Consider the following 19,094-nt stretch of genomic DNA (forward strand, 5'->3'; position numbering starts at 1 on the left):
TGGGACTTTTCGATTCCTCAAGAAGGCCTTCAGCAAGCCCTATAAAACCATTTCCGTGGCCGAGGCCAAGGAGCTCCTGGGTTCCGGGGCCACGCTCATCGACGTCAGGTCCGCCCAGGAATGGCGGACCGGCCGGGCGCCGCAGGCCAAGCACGTCCCCCTGGACCGCCTGCAGACCAGCACTGCCGGGATCCAGAAGACCCGGCCGGTGATCGCCGTCTGCGCCTCCGGCGTGCGCTCCGGCTCCGCAGCCCGGCTCCTCGCCGAAAAAGGGTACGACGCCTACTCCGTGCGCGGCGGCATGGCCGCCTGGCGCCATGCCGGCGAACCCGTCCGCTAGCAACACCAGCTTTAGCCACCCACCATTTCAAAGGAGAACCACCATGGCTGAAATCACCATCAACGAAACCGAACAGCGCCGCTCCACCGCCCGCATCCTCGACGTCCGCGAGGACTTCGAAGTCGCCGAAGGCATGATCCCCGGCGCCCTGCACATTCCCATGGGCCAGCTCCAGGCACGCCTGGGCGAGCTCGACCCCGCCGTGCCCGTGATTGCCGTTTGCCGCAGCGGCAACCGCAGCGCCGCCGTGGCCGATGCCCTCAACGGCGTTGGCTACAAGGCGGACACCATGGCCGGCGGCATGACCGCCTGGACCCGCGCCGGACTCCCCACCACCTAGCACCACCCGCCCCGTCAACGCAGGGCACCCACCCCAACCGCCCGAAAGGACAACGACAGACCATGGCAACCATCGACATCACCCAGCAATCCTTCGCCCAGACCCTGGAGGAGAACGACATCGTCTTCGTTGACTTCTGGGCAGCCTGGTGCGGCCCCTGCCGGATGTTCGCCCCCACTTACGGCGCCGCCGCGGACCGCCACCCGGACATTACCTTCGCCAAGGTGGACACCGAGGCCGAACAGGCCCTCGCGGCCGCCGCGAACATCACCTCCATCCCCACGCTGATGGCCTTCAAGGACAAGACCCTGGTCTTCTCCCAGCCCGGCGCCCTCAACGCCACCGGCCTCGAGGAAGTCATCCAGGCCGTGAAGAACCTGGACATGGACAAGCTCCGTGCCGAGGCCGGCCACCAGCACGCCTGATACCGCACCAGCCAAAAACCCCACCGCACCAGGCCTCCTGCGCTTGCTGCCAAGGCCTGCCCGCAGGGCAAACGACTAGGCCGCAGTGCACTTGCGGGATACCCCCCGGGGTATCTATACTGATCTCAGAACAATCTCCCAATCCCCTTTCAAATGAAGGAGAGCACCAGATGCTTATCGAGCGCATTTACGACGAAGACCTCGCCCAGGCCAGCTACTTGATCGGCTGCCAGGCCAAGGGTGAAGCCATCGTGGTGGACGGCCGCCGCGACATCGCCGTGTACCAGGAGCTCGCCGCAAAGAACGGCATGGAGATCGTGGCCGTCACCGAGACCCACATCCACGCCGACTACCTCTCCGGTACCCGCGAACTGGCCGCCGCCACCGGCGCCAAGATCTACGTCTCCGGCGAAGGCGGACCGGACTGGCAGTACGAATTCGAGGGCGAGCGGCTGTACGACGGCGACACCATCACCCTGGGCAACATCAGCATCAAGGCAGTCCACACCCCGGGCCACACCCCCGAGCACCTGTCCTTCCTGGTGACCGACGGCGCGTTCAGCGACAAGCCCGGCTACCTGCTCTCCGGGGACTTCGTCTTCTCCGGCGATCTGGGCCGCCCGGACCTGCTGGACGAAGCCGCCGGCGGCATCGACACCCGCTTCGAGGGCGCCAAGCAGCTCTTCGCCAGCCTGCGCGACAAGTTCCTCACCCTGCCGGACTACGTCCAGGTCCACCCCGCGCACGGCGCCGGCAGCGCCTGCGGCAAGGCCCTGGGCGCCATCCCCTCCTCCACGGTGGGTTACGAACGCCTCTACGCCTGGTGGGGCCCCTACCTGGCCACCAACGACGAGCAGGGTTTCATCAACGAACTCCTGGACGGCCAGCCGGACGCCCACGCCTACTTCGCACGGATGAAGCGCGAAAACCGTGAAGGCCCGGCCGTTATGGGTGAGCGCGCTCCCCTGCCCGAGCTCGCCACCGGAACCGTCGCCGCGGGCCTGGCGGAGGACACCCTGACGTTCATCGACACCCGCTCCAACGGCGAGGTCCACCAGGGCACCGTGGTCCGTTCCCTGAACGTCCCGGCCGGCAAGTCCGTAGCCAGCTACGGCGCCTGGGTGGTCAACCCGGAAACGGACACGAACCCGCTGGTGCTCCTGGCCAAAGACCAGGAACAGGCCCAGGACCTGTGGGACCATCTGGTCCGCGTGGGCATCGACAACGTGGCCGGCTACCTCACCGGCATCAAGGGGTTGCCCACCTTCACGCCGAGCCTGATCCAGCCTGAGGAACTCGAGGGTTTCGAAGCGGCCATGGTCCTGGACGTCCGCAACAAGACCGAGCACAAGGCAGGACACATCCCCGGCTCCCACCAGCTCTTCGGCGGCCGCGTGATGTGGCACCTGGATGAGCTGCCCGGCGGCGGCACCATCGTGTCCTACTGCCAGTCCGGCGTGCGCAACTCCGTGGCCGCCAGCGCCCTGCGCCGTGCCGGGTACGACGTCGTCGAACTCGACGGCAGCTACGCCGCCTGGAACGCCTGGCGGAACAGCGTCCCCGCAGCCTGAGCAGGCAATTCCCCCAGACCGCCCGGGCAGGACCCCCCTCCTGCCCGGGCCCCAGGCCCGGGCGTGCCCCCACACGCCCGGGCCTCCCTTATGCCCACACCAATGTCCCCACCGACGTCCCGGACAGGAACGGAGCAGCCAATGCCGGCCGGAACACTTCCCCACGCCACCGGTACAGCCGGCCCTGCGCTGGGCCTGCGCCAGAACCTGGCACAGTTCATGCTGCTGGTTGCCGTCAACGCCCTGGTGGGGGGAACCCTTGGCCAGGAACGAACCGTCCTGCCCCTGCTGGCCGCCCGCGAATTCCACCTGGACCTGTACACGGGGGCGTTGACCTACATCCTGGCGTTCGGACTGTCCAAGGCCGCCATGAACTACTTCGCCGGCACGCTTTCGGACAGGTACGGCCGCAAACCTGTCCTCATCGCCGGCTGGCTGGCCGCGGTTCCTGTCCCGCTCATGCTCATCTTCGGGCCGTCCTGGGCATGGATCGTGGCGGCCAATGTGTTGCTGGGCATCAACCAAGGACTGACCTGGTCCACCGCCGTCATCATGAAAATGGACCTGGCCGGTCCCCGGCAGCGTGGCCTGGCCATGGGCCTCAACGAGGCCGCAGGCTACCTGGGGGTGGCGGTCACCGCGCTGGCCACCGGCCACCTGGCCACCGCCTATGGCCTCCGCCCGGCCCCGTTCCTGCTTGGCGCCGCCTACATCGCGCTGGGCCTGGGCCTGACCGTCCTGGCTGTCCGGGAAACCCGCCACCATGCCAAAGCCGAGGCCACACAGCATGCCGGCACCTCCGTCAGCGCCCACGCCGGCCTTAACACCGGCCAGGTGTTCACCCTCACCAGCTTCAAGGACCGCTCCCTCTCGGCAGCAAGCCAGGCGGGCCTGGTCAACAACCTCAACGACGGCCTTGCCTGGGGCCTCTTTCCCGTCCTGTTCGCCGGAGCCGGGCTGGGCCTGGGCCAGATCGGCATCCTGGCCGCCGCCTACCCCGCTGCCTGGGGTGCCGCCCAACTGGTGACCGGCGCGGCCTCCGACCGGTGGGGCCGCAAATGGTTGATCACGGCCGGCATGCTGGTCCAGGCCGTGGCGCTGGGCATCACCGCGACGGCCCACAGCTTCGGGCCCTGGCTCGCCGCCGCCGTCGTCCTGGGCATCGGCACCGCCCTGGTCTACCCCACCCTGCTGGCGGCCATCGGCGACGTCGCGCACCCGGCCTGGCGGGCCCGCTCCGTGGGCGTGTACCGGTTATGGCGCGACGCCGGATTCGCCGTGGGTGCCCTCCTCTCCGGAGTGCTGGCCGACCTGTACGGCATCCCCGCCGCCATTGCCGCCGTCGCGGTCCTCACCGCGGCTTCCGGCGCCGTGGTGGCCCTCCGGATGCGCGGCAACGACCACACGGCGGGATAACGCACGTCAGCCGGCCGGGGCAATGAACTGCCGGATTTCCGCCGCCATCCGGGTGGACTGCGTCCAGTGCAGATAGTGGCCACCTTCAAGGGGCACGACCCGGTGCCGGGTGACGTTCTTGAGGAGGTCCTCCGCGGCGGCGGCCTTCGTGGCTGCCCGGCCGTCCTTTTCGTCTGCGATGAACGCCAGGACGGGCAGGTCGGCGGGATAGGTGACTCCTCGGAGGGCTGCCGCGTTGTTGCCGATGCGGGCTGTTTCGTCGGCCACCGCGGCATTGCCCACGTTCCACAGCATCATGGTGCGCATCCGCTTCAGCTCTTCCTCCGAATAGGCGTTGCCGTCCGGATCGAACAGACCCGGTGCCACCGCGGCTACGTCGCGGATCAGCCCGGTGGAAGCCACCACCTTAACCCAGTTGATGCCGGGCTGCGCCTCCTCCATTGGGTGGTCGCCCGGCTTGGGAATGGTGGCGTCGATGCCCACCACCGCTGAAACTTCCGGGAGGTACCGGTTGGCGTAGTCCAGCAGGTAGAACCCGGCGATGGAGTGGCCGGCCAGGATGTAGGGCTGCCGGACCTGGAGCTTTGACAGGACCTGGTGGAGCTCGTTGCTGATGTGCTCGTTGGTGCGGGTGCTGGCTTCCATGTCGCTGTAGCCATAGCCGAACCCTTCCACCACCATCACGTCGAAGCCGCTGAGTTCGCGGATCAGCGGGGCGAAGTCAAGGCCGGGTGCGGCGGTTCCCAGTCCGCTGAGCAGGATGATCGGCGGACCCTGCTGCGCGTTTCCGTTGCGGACCACGTTCAGCACGCCCCCGGCCACCGGGATCCGCTCCCCGTAGACGGGGGTGGTGGCCTTCTCCTGCGCCTCCAGGGCCGCGTTGGCCACCGCCGAGGCCAGGACCAGCCCCAAGACAACCAGCGTTGCGATCCCCAGCCGGCGGAGCCAGCGCCGGTTCCGCCGCGGTGTCATCCGTGCCCGGCGACGTAGGTGATCAGTCCGTCCACGGTGGCCACGGCCGGGTAGTCCGCCTCAGGGATGTCCACCCCCGTGGATTCCGCGATGACCTCCACCAGGCGGAGGAAATCCAGTGAGTCGAGCTCCAGGTCCTGGCGCAGGCGGGCGCCGCCGTCCAGGTCGCCAGGCTCGACGTCGGGCGCTACTTTTCCGAGCGCTGCCGCCACTGCCTGGTGCGCGTCCTGTTCGTTCACGGCTCCTCCTTGAGTACGGGTCCAACAGTCACAGGTCGCCGGGCTTCTGCAGCAGTTCGTCGATGCGGGCCAGGAACCGGCCGCCGCGCATCCCGTCGCTTACCCTGTGGTCCGCGGACAGCGTGGCGATGGCCGCGTGCCGGATGCCCAGCATTCCGTTGTGCGCCCAGGGCTGCTCCAACACCTTGCCGAAGCCCACCATTGCCACCTGCGGCGGGTAGATCACCCCGTACACGCTTTCGACGCCGAGGTCACCCAGGTTGGTCACGGTGAGGGTAGGGTCCGCCATCTCCGCGCGCTGCAACCGGCCGGCCCTGGCCCGGCCCACCAGGTCGCGCAGCTGGTCCATGAGTTCGTCGAGCGTCAGGGTGTCGGCGTCGTGCAGGGCAGGGGCCACCAGTCCGCCGTGCCGCAGCGCCACCGCCACGCCCAGGTGCACGCTGCTGCTTGGCTGGAACGCACCCCTAGTGAAGAACCCGTTCATGTCCGGCACTTCTTTGGCTGCGAGCGCGGTGGCCTTCAGCAGCAGGGCGGACGGGACCAGCCGGGACGAGACCGGCCGCTGCTGGTTTGCCGCCAGCATCCACGCCATCGCCGCGGCCAGGTCCAGGGTGGTGGAGAGGTAGTAGTGCGGGATCTCCTTCTTGGACCGGGACATCAGCGCGCCCACCGCCTGCCGCAGGCTTTCCGCCCTGCCGCCTGCCGCCGTCGCGGGTTTCCGCTGCGGCGCCTCCCCCGGGGCCTCCAGGGGCGCCTCCACGGGTTCCTCCTGCGGCGGTGCCGCTGCCGGAGCTTCCGGCGGCGGTGCTTGCGCCGCTATTTCCGCTGGTAAGTCCCGGGGCGCCCGTTCCCGCGGCGGCACGGCGGCGAGCACGTCCTCCTCCGTCACGGCACCCCCGGGGCCCGTTCCCGCGATGGCCTGCAGGTCCACGCCCAGTTCCACGGCCAGCCGCCGGGCCAGCGGCGATGACCGCACCCGGTGGGCCGCGTGATCCACCGGCACGTCCCTCCCCGCCCGTCCGGCAGGGGCGGTGGGGGCGGCCGCGGCGTGTTCGACGTCGGCCCGGGTCACCCCGCCGCCGGGGCCGCTCCCGCTGATGCGTCCGACGTCGACCCCCAGCGTGTGCGCCAGGTGCCGGACCGGAGGGGAGGCTTTGGCCCCCAGCTCCGGGTGCCCGGCCCCGGCACCGGGGTGAGCGGGCGTTGGCTCCTGGGCTGCCAAAGGTGAGCGGGCGTCGGGGGAAAGAGTGCCGGAAGTGAGCGGGGGTTGCGGGACCTCTGCCGGGGTTGCGGTGATCCTGGCGATGGGGGTGCCCACCTCCACGGTGTCGCCGATGTCCACCAGGAACTCGGCCACCACGCCTTCCTGGAACGACTCGATGTCCATGACGGTCTTGTCCGTGTCCACGGCCGCCACGAGGTCGCCCTTGTGGACGTAGTCCCCGGGTTTGACCAGCCACTCCACCACCTTGCCGTGCTCCATGTCCGCGCCCAGGGACGGCATCCGGAACTCATCCACCGGCGCCCACGGCCCTTCGTGCGGCGGCCATGACCCGCTCCACCGACGGCAGCGCCGCCTGCTCCAGGTGCTTGGCGTAGGGGACGGGGACCTCCAGGCTGCACACCCGCTCCACGGGTGCGTCCAGGTCGAAGAAGGCCTGTTCGCAGATCCTGGCCGCGATCTCGGCGGAGATGCTGCCGCTGCGCCAGCCTTCGTCCACCACCACGGCCCGGTGCGTCCTGGCCACGCTGTCCAGGACGGTGTGGGCATCCAGCGGGCGCAGGGTGCGCAGGTCGATGACGTCGGCGTCGATGCCTTCCCCGTCCAGCTGCTCGGCGGCTTCCAGCACCAGCGGCAGGGTGCCGCCGTAGGTGATGAGCGTGATGGCGTCCCCGTGGCGCAGGAGGGTTGCCCTGTCGATGTCCACAGCGCCGGCATCGTCGTCGAGCTCGCCCGCCACGTTGTACAGCGAGCCGTGCTCGAAGATCAGTACCGGGTCCGGGTCCTGCAGCGCGGTCCACAGCATGCCGCGGGCGTCCGCCAGGGTGGCGGGGGCGAGGATCCGCAGGCCGGGGATGTGCGCGTACCAGCCCTCCAGGCTGTGCGAGTGCTGGGCGCCGAGCTGGCGGCCGGCGCCGGTGGTCATCCGGATGACGATGGGCACGTTGAACTGGCCCCCGGACATGTGCAGCAGGGTGGCGGCGTTGTTGATGATCTGGTCCAGCGCCAGCAGGCTGAAGTTGACGGTCATGATTTCGACGACGGGCCGCATCCCGCCCAGCGCGGCACCGATCCCTGCGCCCACGAACCCGGACTCGGAGAGCGGCGTATCCCGGATCCGGTCCGGCCCGAACTCCTCCAGCAGGCCCAGGCTCACGGCGAAGCTGCCGCCGTAGCGGCCCACGTCCTCGCCCATGAGGAACACCCGCTCGTCGCGCGTCATGGCGTCGCGGAGGGCCGCGCGCATGGCTTCCCGGTACGTGGTTTTCATCCTGCAGCCCCGCCTTTCCTGTCCCGCTCCCACTGGCCGCCGGGGCTGCCGTCGTCCGGCCGGTCGCTGTAGACGAACCGGCTGAGCTCGGACACCGGTTCCGGTGTTCCGTTTTCGGCGAATCCGACGGCGGTGCTGATCTCGGCGTCCACGTCTTCCTGCAGGGCGGCCCAGTCCTTCTCCGCCAGCTGGCCTGCCGCCTGCATGGTGCCCCGGAGCAGGCTGATGGGGTCACGTTCCATCCACTGCGCCACCTCGGCTTTCTCCCGGTACAGCTCGGGATCGAACATGGAGTGGGCCCGGAACCTGTAGGTGCGCAGCTCCAGGAAGTGCGGGCCGCCGCCGGACCGCACCGCGTCCACGGCGCGCCGGGCGGCTTCCTCCGCGGCGAGCACGTCCATGCCGTCCACGGCCCACGCGGGCATTTCGTAGCCGGCAGCCTTGAGCGCGATGTCGGTCTGGGATTCGGAACGGCCCAGCGCAGTGCCCATGGCGTACAGGTTGTTTTCGCAGCAGAACAGCACGGGCAGCTGCCACAGCGCGGCCAGGTTCATGCTTTCGTGGAACTCGCCTTCGGCCACGGCGCCTTCGCCGAAGAAGCACACGGTCACCCGTTGCCGCCCGGCCATCCGGTCCGCGAGCGCCAGGCCGACGGCGAGGGGCAGCCCGCCGGCCACGATCGCGTTTCCGCCGTAGAAGCGGGTTGCGGCGTCGAAGAGGTGCATGGAACCGCCCCGTCCCCGGCAGCAGCCCTCGGCGTGGCCGTACATTTCGGCGAGGATGGCTCCTGCGGAAACACCGCGCAGCAGGGCATGCCCGTGTTCGCGGTAGGTGGCCACCACGGCGTCCTCCCGTTCCAGGGCTTCCATCACCCCGGCCGCCACTGCTTCCTCGCCGATGTAGACGTGCAGGAAGCCGCGGATTTTGGCGGCACTGTAGAGCTCGATGCATTTTTCCTCGAGCCGGCGCACCCGCAGCATCTGCCGCAGGAGGTGCAGTGCGTGGTCCGCGTCCGGGATCCCTTGGGTCGTGTGCGTGGTCATGGGGTGTCCTTCAGCGCAACAGTGGGCCCCGCCGGGGACTCCAGCGTTGAGGTATCGCCTTCCGGCAGGCCGAGTTCACGGGATTTCAGGAGGCGGCGGAGGATCTTGCCGCTGCGGGTCTTGGGCAGGGTGGCCGTGAAGTCCAGCAGCCTGGGCGCCACGGCGGCGCCCAGCCGTTTCCGCGCGAACCCGATGATCTCCAGCTGGAGCTCCTCCGTGGGCTGGTACCCGGGCCTGAGCTCAACGAAGGCCTTGACCACCTCGCCGGCTACCGGGTCCGGCACCCCGATCACGCCGGCCTCGGCCACGGCCGGGTGTTCCATGAGGCAGCTTTCCACTTCGAAGGGGCCGATCAGGTGGCCGGAGGACTTGATCACGTCGTCGCCGCGGCCCACGAACCAGAAGTAGCCGTCGCCGTCGCGTTTTGCCAGGTCACCCGTGAGGTACCAGCCGCCGGCGAAGCAGCGGCGGTAGCGTTCGTCCTCGTTGAGGTAGCCGCGGAACATGGACGGCCAGCCCGGCCGCAGGGCCAGTTCCCCCATGGTGTCCGGCTCGGTGACCAGCACCGGCTGGCCGTCGTGGAGGATGGGTTTGCCATCGGCGTCGCGGGCCACCAGGGCCGCCTCAATGCCGGGCAGCGGACGGCCCATGGAGCCGGGGCGGATGTCCATGGCGGGGTAATTGGCGATCATGATCCCGCCGGTCTCGGTCTGCCACCAGTTGTCGTGCACGGGCAGCCCCAGCACCTCCTGGCCCCACACCACCGCCTCCGGGTTCAGCGGCTCCCCCACGCTGGCAATGAAGCGCAGCGCGGACAGGTCATGGCCGGCGGCGCGGTCAGCCCCGGCCTTCATGAGCATCCGCAGCGCCGTGGGCGCGGTGTACCAGACCGTGACGCGCTGTTCCGCCAGGATCCGGTACCAGCGGTCGGCGTCCAGTTCCTCCTGGTCCACCACCGCGGTGACCCCGTGCACCAGCGGCGCGATGATGCCGTAGGACATGCCGGTCACCCAGCCCGGATCGGCGGTGCACCAGTAGATGTCATCCGGGTGCAGGTCCAGGGCGAAGCGGCCGGTGGCGTAGTGGGCCGTGACGGCGCCGTGGACGTGGACGGCGCCCTTGGGCGTTCCGGTGGTGCCGCTGGTGAAATGCAGCAGGGCCATGTCCCCGGGCTGGGTGTCCGCGACCTCCCCGACCGGGTCAGCCTGGGCCAGGAGGGCGGCAAGGTCCAGGGTGCCCGGTTCGGGACTGCCGTCCGCATCCACCAGCAGGACGTGGCGGAGCTCAGGCAGGGAATCCCGGAGCGGGGCCACTTTCCTGCGGTACAGCGCGCTGGTGGTCACCAGCACCCGGCCGGACCCGAGGTGCAGCCGCTGCCGGACCGGTTCGGGGCCGAAGGCGGAGAACAGCGGGCAGAAGACGCTGCCGTTCTTGAAGGTGCCCAGCACGGCGGCATACAGTTCGGGGCTGCGGCCCAGGAGCGAAAAGACCCGGTCGCCGCGCCCCACCCCCAGCGTCCTGAGGACTGCGGCGAACCTGGCGGACCCGTCCGCAAGGTCCCCGTAGCTCAGGGACCGGGTGCCGCCGTCGGCCATCACGAAACGCAGGGCTTCCTTGCCGCCGCGCCCTTCCGCCACGTGCCGGTCCACGGCCTCATACGCGATGTTCAGGCCCCTGCCGCCGGGCAAGCCCGCCAGCGCCTGCCGGGCCTGGTCCCAGCTGAAGCCGCGGCAGGCGGCGTCGTAATCCAGCAGATTGGGCCGGACTGGAAGGGCGGCCACGTCCTTGGTGATGGCAGGCCAGCGCGTGGGACCCCCAACCGCCGCCGTCACGGTGCTCCTCTGGTCCATCATGTTCCTTTGGTTGGGTGCTAGAACCCCGTGGGCTCGGTTTCAAACTCTGGTTCGCCTGGCTGGTATTCGTGGTGCAGCGGCCGCAGCGCCTCGGTCCGCGGATGCCAGAACAGCGCGTCGTAGCGGTCCCCCATCCGGGTGGGCACGTAGTTGCCCCACTCGCGGTGGGGGTTGTACACCACCCCGATGGCCCGGTGTCCGCGCCAGGATTCCAGCCACGGGCCCGTGCGGTCCGGCCCGAAGACCAGCAGCGAGGGGCCGCCCAGCGCCGCGTTGAGGAGGTCCTCGTGGCTGCCGTGCATGGCGGCCGGCACCTCCATGACCCATTCCGGGGAGCCCCATGATTCGGCGGCGGTGACGGACCCGGCGAAGGACGCGAAACCGGCCAGCACCGCTTCTCCGGGGTGGCGCTGGCGGACCAGCTGGCCGATGTTGACCATGCCGTTGTGGGCCATGTCCGTGGCCCGGGCATCCCCTACGTGCGTGTTGTGCGCCCACACCAGCCCCTTGGATCCCGGCCCGTGGTGGCGGGAGATCCGGTCAATCGTGTCGCTCATGTGGTGGTCCCGGATGTTCCAGGACTGCTGGTCGCCGCGGACCATGGTCCGGTAGTACCGCTCGGCGTTGGTGGCCACAATCGCGTTCTGGATGGCATCAAACGCTGCGGGGTCGTCCTGCATCCGGCCCAATGCCTGCCGCCGGACGGCCGCGAGCAGGGCCACCACGTCTTCTTCGCAGGACTGCGGGACCAGGCGGTTGCTCATGGCATACCGCTGCGGGTCCTCGCGGAACGGGACGAAACAGTGCCAGGCATGCAGTGCCGCCGGGAGGGCCTCTGTGGCGTTGGCTTCCAGCCACGCGAAGATTTCCCGCAGCGAGTCCCACAGCGAGTAGACGTCCAGGCCGTAGAAGCCGGTCCGTTGGTGTTCCGGGAGGTTCAGGTTCCATTCGCGCAGCCAGGTGAGGAATTCAGCCACCTCGTAGTTGGCCCACATCCACGTGGGCCACCGTTCAAACCCCGCCAGCAGCCGGGGGGCATCCAGGTCCTGCCCGGCCTCGCCCCGGACCCACCGGTTGATGCGCCAGCAGTCCGGCCAGTCGCCCTCCACGCCGATCCAGGTGAAGCCGTATTCCTCGATCAGCCGGCGGCTGAGCAGGGCCCGCCAGTGGTAGTACTCGCGGGTGCCGTGGGAGGCCTCGCCCAGGCACACGAAACGGGCCGGGGCGGCGGCGCGGACCAATGGTTCGAGGTCGTCTGCCGTGGCCACAGGGTGGGCCAGGCTCCGGATCTGCGCCGCTTCCGCCGCACGCTCAGCCCCCCGCTCCTCCCACCGGCCGGTGCCGCCTGCGGGGGTGTTCATTCGCTGGCCCCCGGCGCGTGCCGTCCCACCGGTGAGGGCAGGAGGTAGTGCCGGAACCAGTCCGCGGCCAGGGTGGCCGCCATGGCGAGGGTGCCGGGTTCCTCGAAAAGGTGGGTGGCCCCCGGGACCACCTCCAGCCGGGTGGGCGCCTGCATGCGCGCCATGGCCTGGCGGTTGAGCGCCAGCACCTGGGTGTCCGCGCCGCCGACAATCAGGAGAGTGGGCGCTTTCACGGCGGCGAGCCGGGGGCCTGCCAGGTCCGGCCGGCCGCCACGGGAGACGACGGCGGCCACCTGGGCACCGGGTTCGGCCGCGGCCCACAGGGCGGCGCCAGCGCCGGTACTGGCCCCTAAGTAGCCGATCCGGCCGGCGGAGCCGTCGTGCCGCGCCTCGAGCCAATGGGTGGCAGCAGAGAGCCGGTGGGCCAGGAGCGCGATGTCGAACACGTTGGCCCGGTTGACCTCCTCTTCGGGTGTCAGCAGGTCCAGGAGCAGGGTGCCCAGGCCGGCGCCGTGCAGCACGGAGGCGACGAACCGGTTGCGGGGGCTGTGCCGGCTGCTGCCGCTGCCGTGGGCGAACAGCACCGTACCGTCGCACCGGGCCGGCAGGTAGAGGCTGCCGCGGAGGATCGCCTGTCCGTCGGGGATTTCGACGTCGTCCTCCAGGCTGCCGTCTCCCCCGTGCCCGTCGCGGTGGTCCGCCGGGCCGGCGGCGGCGTCCAGCAGCTGCACCACCTCGCCATCTTCGGTGGGCGAGAAGTCATGGTAGTAGTAGCCCACGGCCTGGAAGTCCTGGGGGGACATCAGGCAGACAATGTCGTCCGGTTCCTTGAGCTCCACAATGGCGCGGGCCGGCGCAACGGGAACGGCCAGGATGACCCTCGCCGCCCCGAGCTGCCGGGCCACCTGGCACGCCACCCGGGCCGTGGAGCCGGTGGCGATGCCGTCGTCAACGATGACCGCCGTGCGGCCGGTGAGGTCGATCCGCCGGCGGCCCTGGCGGAACCGTGCCACCCGGCTTTCCAGCAGGGCGCGTTCCTGCCGCTCCACCCGTTGCAGGTCTTCCTGGGACACCCGGGCCATGGAGATGGTGCGGGGGTCCAGGACGCGGACGTTGCCCTCCCCGATGGCTCCCATGGCCACCTCGGGCTGGAACGGAACCCCCAGTTTCCGCACCACGATCACATCCAGCGGCGCTTCCAGGGCCTTGGCTACTTCGAAGGCCACCGGGACGCCGCCCCGGGGCAGGCCCAGCACCACAACATCCCGGCCGCGCAGGCCGGCGAGCCGTTTGCCCAGCCGCCGCCCGGCGTCGGACCTGTCATGAAACGAAGCCATCGCCGTCACCCGTTGTGTGTGATTTCTTCCCCGGGCAGCGGCTCCGCCGCGGGGTTCCAGGTCATCCGGAGCACGAAGTGGGCGTCTGAACTGCTTTTGGCAATCACGGCTCCCGCGTCCCCGGCAAGCTTTACGCCGAACTCGATCTGGATCTGTTCGGGGGTGAGTTCCGCCATGGCCTCCAGTGCTGCGCGGGCCGCGGGGCGGACGCTGGCAAGTGCATCTTCCAGGCGCCTGCCTGTGTCCAGGATCCCCTGTTCGTTGCGCGCGGGATGGTCCACGCCGTAGCTGTTGTCCGCAGCCTCAACGAGCACGGTTCCGGACCCCACTTCGTAGCGCAGCACCTCAGTCATGGCGGATTCCTCCTGCTAATGCGAGACGCGGTAGGTGTGGCGGAGGTCGGTGCTGGGCTTAATGGCCACCGCTGTTACCACCAGCGCCACCGCCCCCGCGATCCACGACGTCCAGGCTGCGCCTGTTGCGCCCGTGTAGGTTCCGAGCCATGGCGAGAGGACCAGTCCTGCTGCGAGGATGGCCTGCACGTATTCCATGGCCGGAGTTCCCGGCATGGCCAGGTTGATAATGCCGCTGACCACCAGGAGCCCGCCGAAAACGAGCATCAGGGTGGTGGACATGTTGAGTTGCCGCGTGAACAGGACCGCCACCGCGGTGAAGAGTCCGGCGGCAACCGCTACATAGTCCTGCCACCGATACCACTTTTTCACTGAACTTTCCTTTCTGATGTGGGCGGGACGCGTTGTGCGTTTCCAGCCCGCGGTCCCCAGCTTCCCGCGATTTAAGTCAACGCCTGCCGGTCACCCCCTTCTAGGGCAGAAAGACCTAGGGCGGGCCGGACGCATGAGGCCCCGGATTCCCGGCCAACTCACAGCCATTGCCCCTGCACATCGCGGCTATGGTGTGCAAGAGTTGCGGCAGCGCTGGGGCGCAGGTGAAGGACCAACCGCGGAGGCCGCGCATGAACCGACGATCAGTCCGTCCCGCTGGTGTCCTGCGGCTTCCGGCCCGCGGGCTGCCGGCCGTGTTGGCGCTGCTGGTAGCCTCGCTGGTGGCCTGCCAGGGGCCCACGCCGCCGCCCGCACCGCAGACTGCCACGCCGGCCGGCGGTGCCACCCCGTCATCCAGCGCCAGTGCAACGTCCACGGCAGGGGCTGGTTCCACTGCCCAGACGAAGGGTGCAGCCCAGCAGGGCGACGCCGCCAAGCCTGCCGGTACGCCCCGGCACATCTTCGTGATCAACCTGGAGAACAAGGGGTACGGCGACACCTGGGGCGACAATTCCCCGGCGCCGTACCTGTCCGGGACGCTCCGGAAAAAAGGCGTGCTGCTGAAGAACTACTACGGCATCGCCCACAATTCGCTGCCAAACTACCTTGCCCAGATCTCCGGCCAGCGGCCCAACGACAGCACGGAGCTGGACTGCCACACCTACACCGAGTTCAACGCCACCGGCACGGACGCGGACGGGACCCTGCAGGGGGACGGCTGCGTCTACCCGGAAGACACCCAGACCGTGGCCGGGCAGCTGGCAGCCCAGGGAAAGACGTGGAAGGGCTACATGGAGGACATGCCCCGGCCCTGTGAGCATCCGGTGCTGGGCGAGGCCGACAACCACGTCAAAGCCACCCCGGAGGAGCAGTACTCCACGCACCACAATCCCTTTGTCTACTTCCGGTCCATCACGTCATCCCCGGACTGTGCCCGGAACGTGGTGGACTTGTCCGCGCTCAAGGACGACCTGAAGTCAGTGGACACCACCCCCAACCTGGCCTACATCACGCCCAACCTGTGCCACGACGGGCATGACGGCACCTGCGCCGATGGTTCTGAGGGCGGCCTGGGGACTGCGGACAGCTGGCTCAGGGAGCAGGTCCCGGCCATCCTGTCCGCACCGGCTTTCAAGCAGGACGGCATGCTGGTGATCACCTTCGACGAGGCCGAGGGTGACGCCTCCGGCCCGTCCGGGAGCGACGCGGGCGTCCCCGCCGGTGGCACGGCCGGCGGCAGGGTGGGCGCCCTGGTCCTTTCCCCGTTCGCGGCAGCGGGCACGTCCTCAGACCGGCCTTACAACCACTACAGCCTGCTGGCCACCATCGAGGACTTCTTCCATCTTCCACGCCTGGGGCTGGCCGGTGACCCCGGCGTCAGGACGTTCGGGGACGACGTCTACCGGAACGAGTCCTGAGGTGGGGATCCTGGGGAGCGGACGACGCCGGGCCGTGCTGGCAGGTGCCGCGGCGGCGGCTTTGGTGATCCTCGCCGTCGTCCTCCCCTGGGCGTTGCGCGCCGGACCGCCCGCCACAAACGCACCGTCCGCGGCCGCTCCTTCTGCGGCCGCCACCGCGCCTGCCGCGGAAGGGATCTCCAAGATCAAGCACGTGGTGATCATCACCCAGGAGAACCGGTCCTTCGACAGCTACTTCGGAACGTACCCCGGAGCCGACGGGATCCCCATGAAGGACGGCAAACCCGCCGTGTGTGTCCCTGACCCTGCCGAGGGCGGCTGCGTGCGGCCCTTCTACAACTCGGCGGACAGCAACGCCGGCGGACCGCACAGCCATTCCGACGCCACGGCGGACATCAACGGCGGGGCCATGGACGGGTTCGTGGCCCAGGCGGAGAAGGGCCTGTCCGGCTGCGGCGCCACCAGCACCAAGTGCCGGTACAGCACCACCATGCCCACCGACGTGATGGGCTACCACGACGGTCGGGACCTGCCCAACTACTGGGCCTACGCGCAGAACTTCGCCCTGCAGGACCACCTCTTCGCGTCCGCTGCGTCCTGGAGCCTGCCGGCGCACCTGTACCTGGTCTCGGAATGGTCGGCGAAATGCACCAAGGCGGGGGACCCGTCGTCGTGCGTGAACGCCCTGCAGGACCCGGACCCTGCACCGGAGCCGGAAATCATCAAGGACACGCTGATCGGCAAGTGCCAGGCCGGGATGGACCTGGACCCCTGCCGGGAAGCGCTGGAAGCCGCCGGCATCGATCCGGGCCTTGCCGCGCAGATCGACCAGCTGATCGGCACCAGCTGCAAGCCCACCGACTCGTACGCCATCTGCCAGGCGGCGGTGGATGCAGCCCCGGTCTCCGACGGCCTGAAGAAGAAGCTCACCGAGGCCGCCAGGAAACTTGAGCTGCCGGACTACGCCTGGACCGACCTGACCTTCCTGCTCCACAAGCACCAGGTCCCCTGGGCCTACTACGTGTTCGACGGAACCGAGCCGGACTGCCGCAATGACGCCGCCACGTGCGATCCGGTGAAGCAGGACGCCAAGACCCCGGGCCTGTGGAATCCGCTGCTGTACTTCGACACTGTCAAGGAGGACGGCGAGCAGGGCAACATCAAGCCGCTGGGCGGTTTTTACGACGCCGCCAGGAAGGGCACGCTGCCGGCGGTCACCTGGGTGGCGCCCACGGACAAGGTCAGCGAACATGCCCCCGCAAAGATCAGCACCGGGCAGGCCTATGTGGCCGGCCTCATCAACGCCGTGATGAGCGGACCGGACTGGGACAGCACCGCCATCTTCCTCAACTGGGACGACTGGGGCGGCTTCTACGACCACGAAACGCCGCCGGTGGTGGACAACAACGGCTACGGGCTCCGGGTTCCGGGCCTGGTGATCAGCCCCTACGCGAAGAAGGGTTTCATTGACCACCAGGTCCTCAGCCAGGACGCCTATTTCAAGTTCATCGAGGACGATTTCCTGGGCGGCGAACGCATCGACCCCGCCACCGACGGCAGGCCGGACGCCCGCCCCGATGTCCGCGAGGACAACCCCCAGCTCGGTGACCTAACACAGTCCTTCGACTTCACCCAGGCACCGCTGCCGCCGCTCATCCTGCCCAACGCCACCACCTACTGACGTCCCGCCGGATGTCCTGCCCGGGCCTGCCCGGGTCCGATCGGCGGCATGCTGTACTTTCAGCCCTACCCGCGGGTAAATTTGAACCTGTGACGGGCGCCATAGCCGTCCTCCCGGGCCCTACTGCAAAGGCCACCGCGGGAGCAGCTGCTGTAGCCAAACGGCAGCACTTATGCAATAGCGAAAGAGCCAAGCATGTCGGCCTCGCATTTCCAGCAGTTTCTTGACCAGGCAACCACGCCCGACCCCTCCGGTGATTCCCGCTTGGGACCCGACTGCCTCTACGGCCTCTACGTCAGCTGGGCGGTGCTGCACGGGCTGACGCCAAAGCCGGACCAGGCATTCCGCGCCGGGATGCTGCGCTGTGGCGTGGACGTCCGCGACGCCCGGGTGAGGATGACGGGCCCCGCCGCGGCCGACTATATCCTCAGCAGCTACCCGGCAGTGGCCTGATGCGCAAAACCCACTCCGGGCCGTGCCGCCCCTGGTCCGGGCCACCCCGCTTAGGGGATGCAAACCTTCGTGGCGCAAAGCGTCCAGCAGTGCTTTACTGCCAGCATGTCTGAAACCCTCAAGCTCAACCGCAACGAGCCCCACGACAGCAGCGTGGCGGCACGCCTGAACTGGCTCCGCGCCGGCGTCCTGGGCGCGAATGATGGCATCGTCTCCGTGGCGGCAACCGTGGTGGGCGTCGCGGGCGTGACCAACGATCTCTCCCCCATCCTGGTGGCGGGTACGGCCGCCGTGGTGGGCGGTGCCGTGTCCATGGCCCTGGGCGAGTACGTTTCGGTGAGCAGCCAGAGTGACAGCCAGCGCGCGCTGATCGAAAAGGAACGCCAGGAACTCAGGGACGATCCCGAAGGCGAACTGGACGAGCTCGCCGGCCTCTACCAGGCCAAGGGGCTCAGCGAAGCCACCGCCAGGACCGTGGCCGAGGAGTTGACGGCGAAGGACGCCCTGAAGGCACACCTGTCCGCCGAACTCAACATCGACGAAGAGGAAGTAGTCAGCCCCTGGCACGCCGCTTTCGCCTCCGCCATCGCCTTCACCGTCGGCGCCATCCTGCCCATGCTGGCCATCATCTTCCCGCCGGAACAAGCCCGCATTCCGGTCACGTTCGTCGCCGTCATCCTGGCGCTGGCCCTGACCGGCACCATCAGCGCCAAAATCGGCGGAAGCTCCAAGCGCAAGGCAACCCTCAGGCTGGTGGTGGGCGGCGCCCTGGCCATGGCCTTCACCTTCGCGGTAGGCAGCCTGCTGGGCACCACCGGCATCGCCTAGCCACTCCCCTCACCCGCCCATCCGCAACCGCCCAGGAGCCTCTACGTGCTGGAAATCGCCGGCCTGCCCGCCCACATCCTTTTGATTCACGGCGTGGTGGTCCTGGCCCCGCTGGCCGGGGCCGCGGCGGTGGTTTTCGCGCTGGTCCGGCCCAGCCGCCGGTACCTGGCCTGGCCCCTGGGGGTCCTGGCCCTGCTGCTGGTCCCGCTGTCCGTCCTCACGGCGGAGGCGGGGGAGCAACTGGAGAAGGCCAGGCCAGTGTCCCGACTGGTTGAAGAGCACGCTGAGCAGGGAAGCTTCCTGCGGTTCGTGACGGTGTTCTTCCTGATCGCGGTGGCAGCCCAGATCGCCGCCGCTTTCCCGTCAGTGCTGACCCGGTTTGCTGCCTTCCGCGGCCTGGGCGGGCTTCTGGCTTCCCGCTGGCTGCTGCCGGCCACGTCGGCGCTGGGCGTGGTTGCGGGACTGTTCCTGGTGTACCAGAGCATCGCCACCGGTCACTCCGGGGCAGTGTCCGTGTGGGGTGCCACCCGCTGACCAGCG

The 19,094-nt window shown here is 69.1% G+C and carries 20 protein-coding genes; 10 read left to right on the forward strand and 10 right to left on the reverse strand.

All coding sequences use genetic code 11. The annotated features are described in order from the left end of the window. Window positions 1–55: 55 nt before the first annotated feature. The 5 genes from HNO81_RS08970 to HNO81_RS08990 all read left to right on the forward strand — a co-directional run bounded on the left by HNO81_RS08970 (window position 56) and on the right by HNO81_RS08990 (window position 4,092). The gene (locus HNO81_RS08970; protein WP_371818203.1) at window positions 56–340 is read left to right on the forward strand and encodes a rhodanese-like domain-containing protein; all 285 of its coding nucleotides are present in this window, start codon (window positions 56–58) and stop codon (window positions 338–340) included. 43 nt (window positions 341–383) lie between these two features. After that, entirely contained in the window at window positions 384–680 is a 297-nt protein-coding gene (locus HNO81_RS08975) for a rhodanese-like domain-containing protein (RefSeq protein WP_175317772.1), read from the forward strand. A 62-nt stretch (window positions 681–742) separates the two neighbouring features. Further along, a complete protein-coding gene (trxA, locus tag HNO81_RS08980) occupies window positions 743–1,105 on the forward strand; it encodes a thioredoxin (RefSeq protein WP_175317773.1) in 363 nt (120 codons plus the stop codon). A 170-nt stretch (window positions 1,106–1,275) separates the two neighbouring features. Beyond that, window positions 1,276–2,676 (forward strand): rhodanese-like domain-containing protein, encoded by a 1,401-nt coding sequence (locus tag HNO81_RS08985; protein ID WP_175317774.1) that lies wholly within the window; start codon window positions 1,276–1,278, stop codon window positions 2,674–2,676. Window positions 2,677–2,817: 141 nt separating this feature from the next. Then, window positions 2,818–4,092, forward strand: a complete 1,275-nt coding sequence (locus tag HNO81_RS08990; protein ID WP_175317775.1) for an MFS transporter — start codon at window positions 2,818–2,820, stop codon at window positions 4,090–4,092. A 6-nt stretch (window positions 4,093–4,098) separates the two neighbouring features. Here the strand turns inward: HNO81_RS08990 and HNO81_RS08995 are convergent, their stop codons facing one another. From HNO81_RS08995 to HNO81_RS09040, 10 genes are read right to left on the reverse strand one after another with little or no spacing between them, the layout of a single operon-like run. Beyond that, entirely contained in the window at window positions 4,099–5,064 is a 966-nt protein-coding gene (locus tag HNO81_RS08995) for an alpha/beta fold hydrolase (protein ID WP_175317776.1), read from the reverse strand. Continuing rightward, a complete protein-coding gene (locus HNO81_RS09000) occupies window positions 5,061–5,303 on the reverse strand; it encodes a phosphopantetheine-binding protein (RefSeq protein ID WP_175317777.1) in 243 nt (80 codons plus the stop codon). Before HNO81_RS09000 ends, HNO81_RS08995 begins: the two co-directional genes overlap by 4 nt. Before the next feature lie 28 nt (window positions 5,304–5,331). Beyond that, window positions 5,332–6,807: a 2-oxo acid dehydrogenase subunit E2 gene (locus HNO81_RS09005; RefSeq protein ID WP_217509256.1), complete on the reverse strand. Its 1,476-nt coding sequence runs from the start codon at window positions 6,805–6,807 to the stop codon at window positions 5,332–5,334. 7 nt (window positions 6,808–6,814) lie between these two features. Next, entirely contained in the window at window positions 6,815–7,795 is a 981-nt protein-coding gene (locus HNO81_RS09010; protein ID WP_175317779.1) for an alpha-ketoacid dehydrogenase subunit beta, read from the reverse strand. Then, the gene (gene pdhA / locus HNO81_RS09015; RefSeq protein ID WP_175317780.1) at window positions 7,792–8,838 is read right to left on the reverse strand and encodes a pyruvate dehydrogenase (acetyl-transferring) E1 component subunit alpha; all 1,047 of its coding nucleotides are present in this window, start codon (window positions 8,836–8,838) and stop codon (window positions 7,792–7,794) included. Before pdhA ends, HNO81_RS09010 begins: the two co-directional genes overlap by 4 nt. Further along, window positions 8,835–10,688: an acetate--CoA ligase gene (gene acsA / locus HNO81_RS09020; protein WP_175317781.1), complete on the reverse strand. Its 1,854-nt coding sequence runs from the start codon at window positions 10,686–10,688 to the stop codon at window positions 8,835–8,837. Before acsA ends, pdhA begins: the two co-directional genes overlap by 4 nt. 20 nt (window positions 10,689–10,708) lie before the next feature. Further along, the gene (locus HNO81_RS09025; RefSeq protein WP_175317782.1) at window positions 10,709–12,052 is read right to left on the reverse strand and encodes an erythromycin esterase family protein; all 1,344 of its coding nucleotides are present in this window, start codon (window positions 12,050–12,052) and stop codon (window positions 10,709–10,711) included. Next, a complete protein-coding gene (locus HNO81_RS09030) occupies window positions 12,049–13,389 on the reverse strand; it encodes a phosphoribosyltransferase family protein (protein WP_175317783.1) in 1,341 nt (446 codons plus the stop codon). The genes HNO81_RS09025 and HNO81_RS09030 overlap by 4 nt, the downstream gene beginning before the upstream one ends. Before the next feature lie 5 nt (window positions 13,390–13,394). Then, the gene (locus HNO81_RS09035; protein ID WP_175317784.1) at window positions 13,395–13,742 is read right to left on the reverse strand and encodes a CU044_2847 family protein; all 348 of its coding nucleotides are present in this window, start codon (window positions 13,740–13,742) and stop codon (window positions 13,395–13,397) included. A 15-nt stretch (window positions 13,743–13,757) separates the two neighbouring features. Further along, complete coding sequence (locus HNO81_RS09040; protein WP_175317785.1) at window positions 13,758–14,114, reverse strand: SPW repeat protein; 357 nt, start codon at window positions 14,112–14,114, stop codon at window positions 13,758–13,760. A 251-nt stretch (window positions 14,115–14,365) separates the two neighbouring features. On the opposite strand from HNO81_RS09040, the gene HNO81_RS09045 reads away from it, so the two are divergent. The 5 genes from HNO81_RS09045 to HNO81_RS09065 all read left to right on the forward strand — a co-directional run bounded on the left by HNO81_RS09045 (window position 14,366) and on the right by HNO81_RS09065 (window position 19,088). After that, window positions 14,366–15,592 (forward strand): alkaline phosphatase family protein, encoded by a 1,227-nt coding sequence (locus HNO81_RS09045; RefSeq protein WP_175317786.1) that lies wholly within the window; start codon window positions 14,366–14,368, stop codon window positions 15,590–15,592. 1 nt (window position 15,593) lies between these two features. Then, window positions 15,594–17,273, forward strand: coding sequence for an alkaline phosphatase family protein (locus HNO81_RS09050; protein ID WP_175317787.1), 1,680 nt, complete (start codon window positions 15,594–15,596; stop codon window positions 17,271–17,273). A gap of 195 nt (window positions 17,274–17,468) precedes the next feature. Beyond that, window positions 17,469–17,726: a hypothetical protein gene (locus HNO81_RS09055; protein WP_175317788.1), complete on the forward strand. Its 258-nt coding sequence runs from the start codon at window positions 17,469–17,471 to the stop codon at window positions 17,724–17,726. Between the two features lie 105 nt (window positions 17,727–17,831). After that, a complete protein-coding gene (locus HNO81_RS09060) occupies window positions 17,832–18,554 on the forward strand; it encodes a VIT family protein (protein ID WP_175317789.1) in 723 nt (240 codons plus the stop codon). Between the two features lie 45 nt (window positions 18,555–18,599). Beyond that, window positions 18,600–19,088 carry a hypothetical protein gene (locus HNO81_RS09065; protein ID WP_175317790.1) on the forward strand — a complete coding sequence of 163 codons (489 nt, stop codon included), beginning with the start codon at window positions 18,600–18,602 and terminating at the stop codon, window positions 19,086–19,088. Window positions 19,089–19,094 lie beyond the last annotated feature (6 nt).

It is taken from the genome of Pseudarthrobacter sp. C4D7 (assembly GCF_013359725.1).
In the GTDB taxonomy this organism is placed as follows: domain Bacteria; phylum Actinomycetota; class Actinomycetes; order Actinomycetales; family Micrococcaceae; genus Arthrobacter.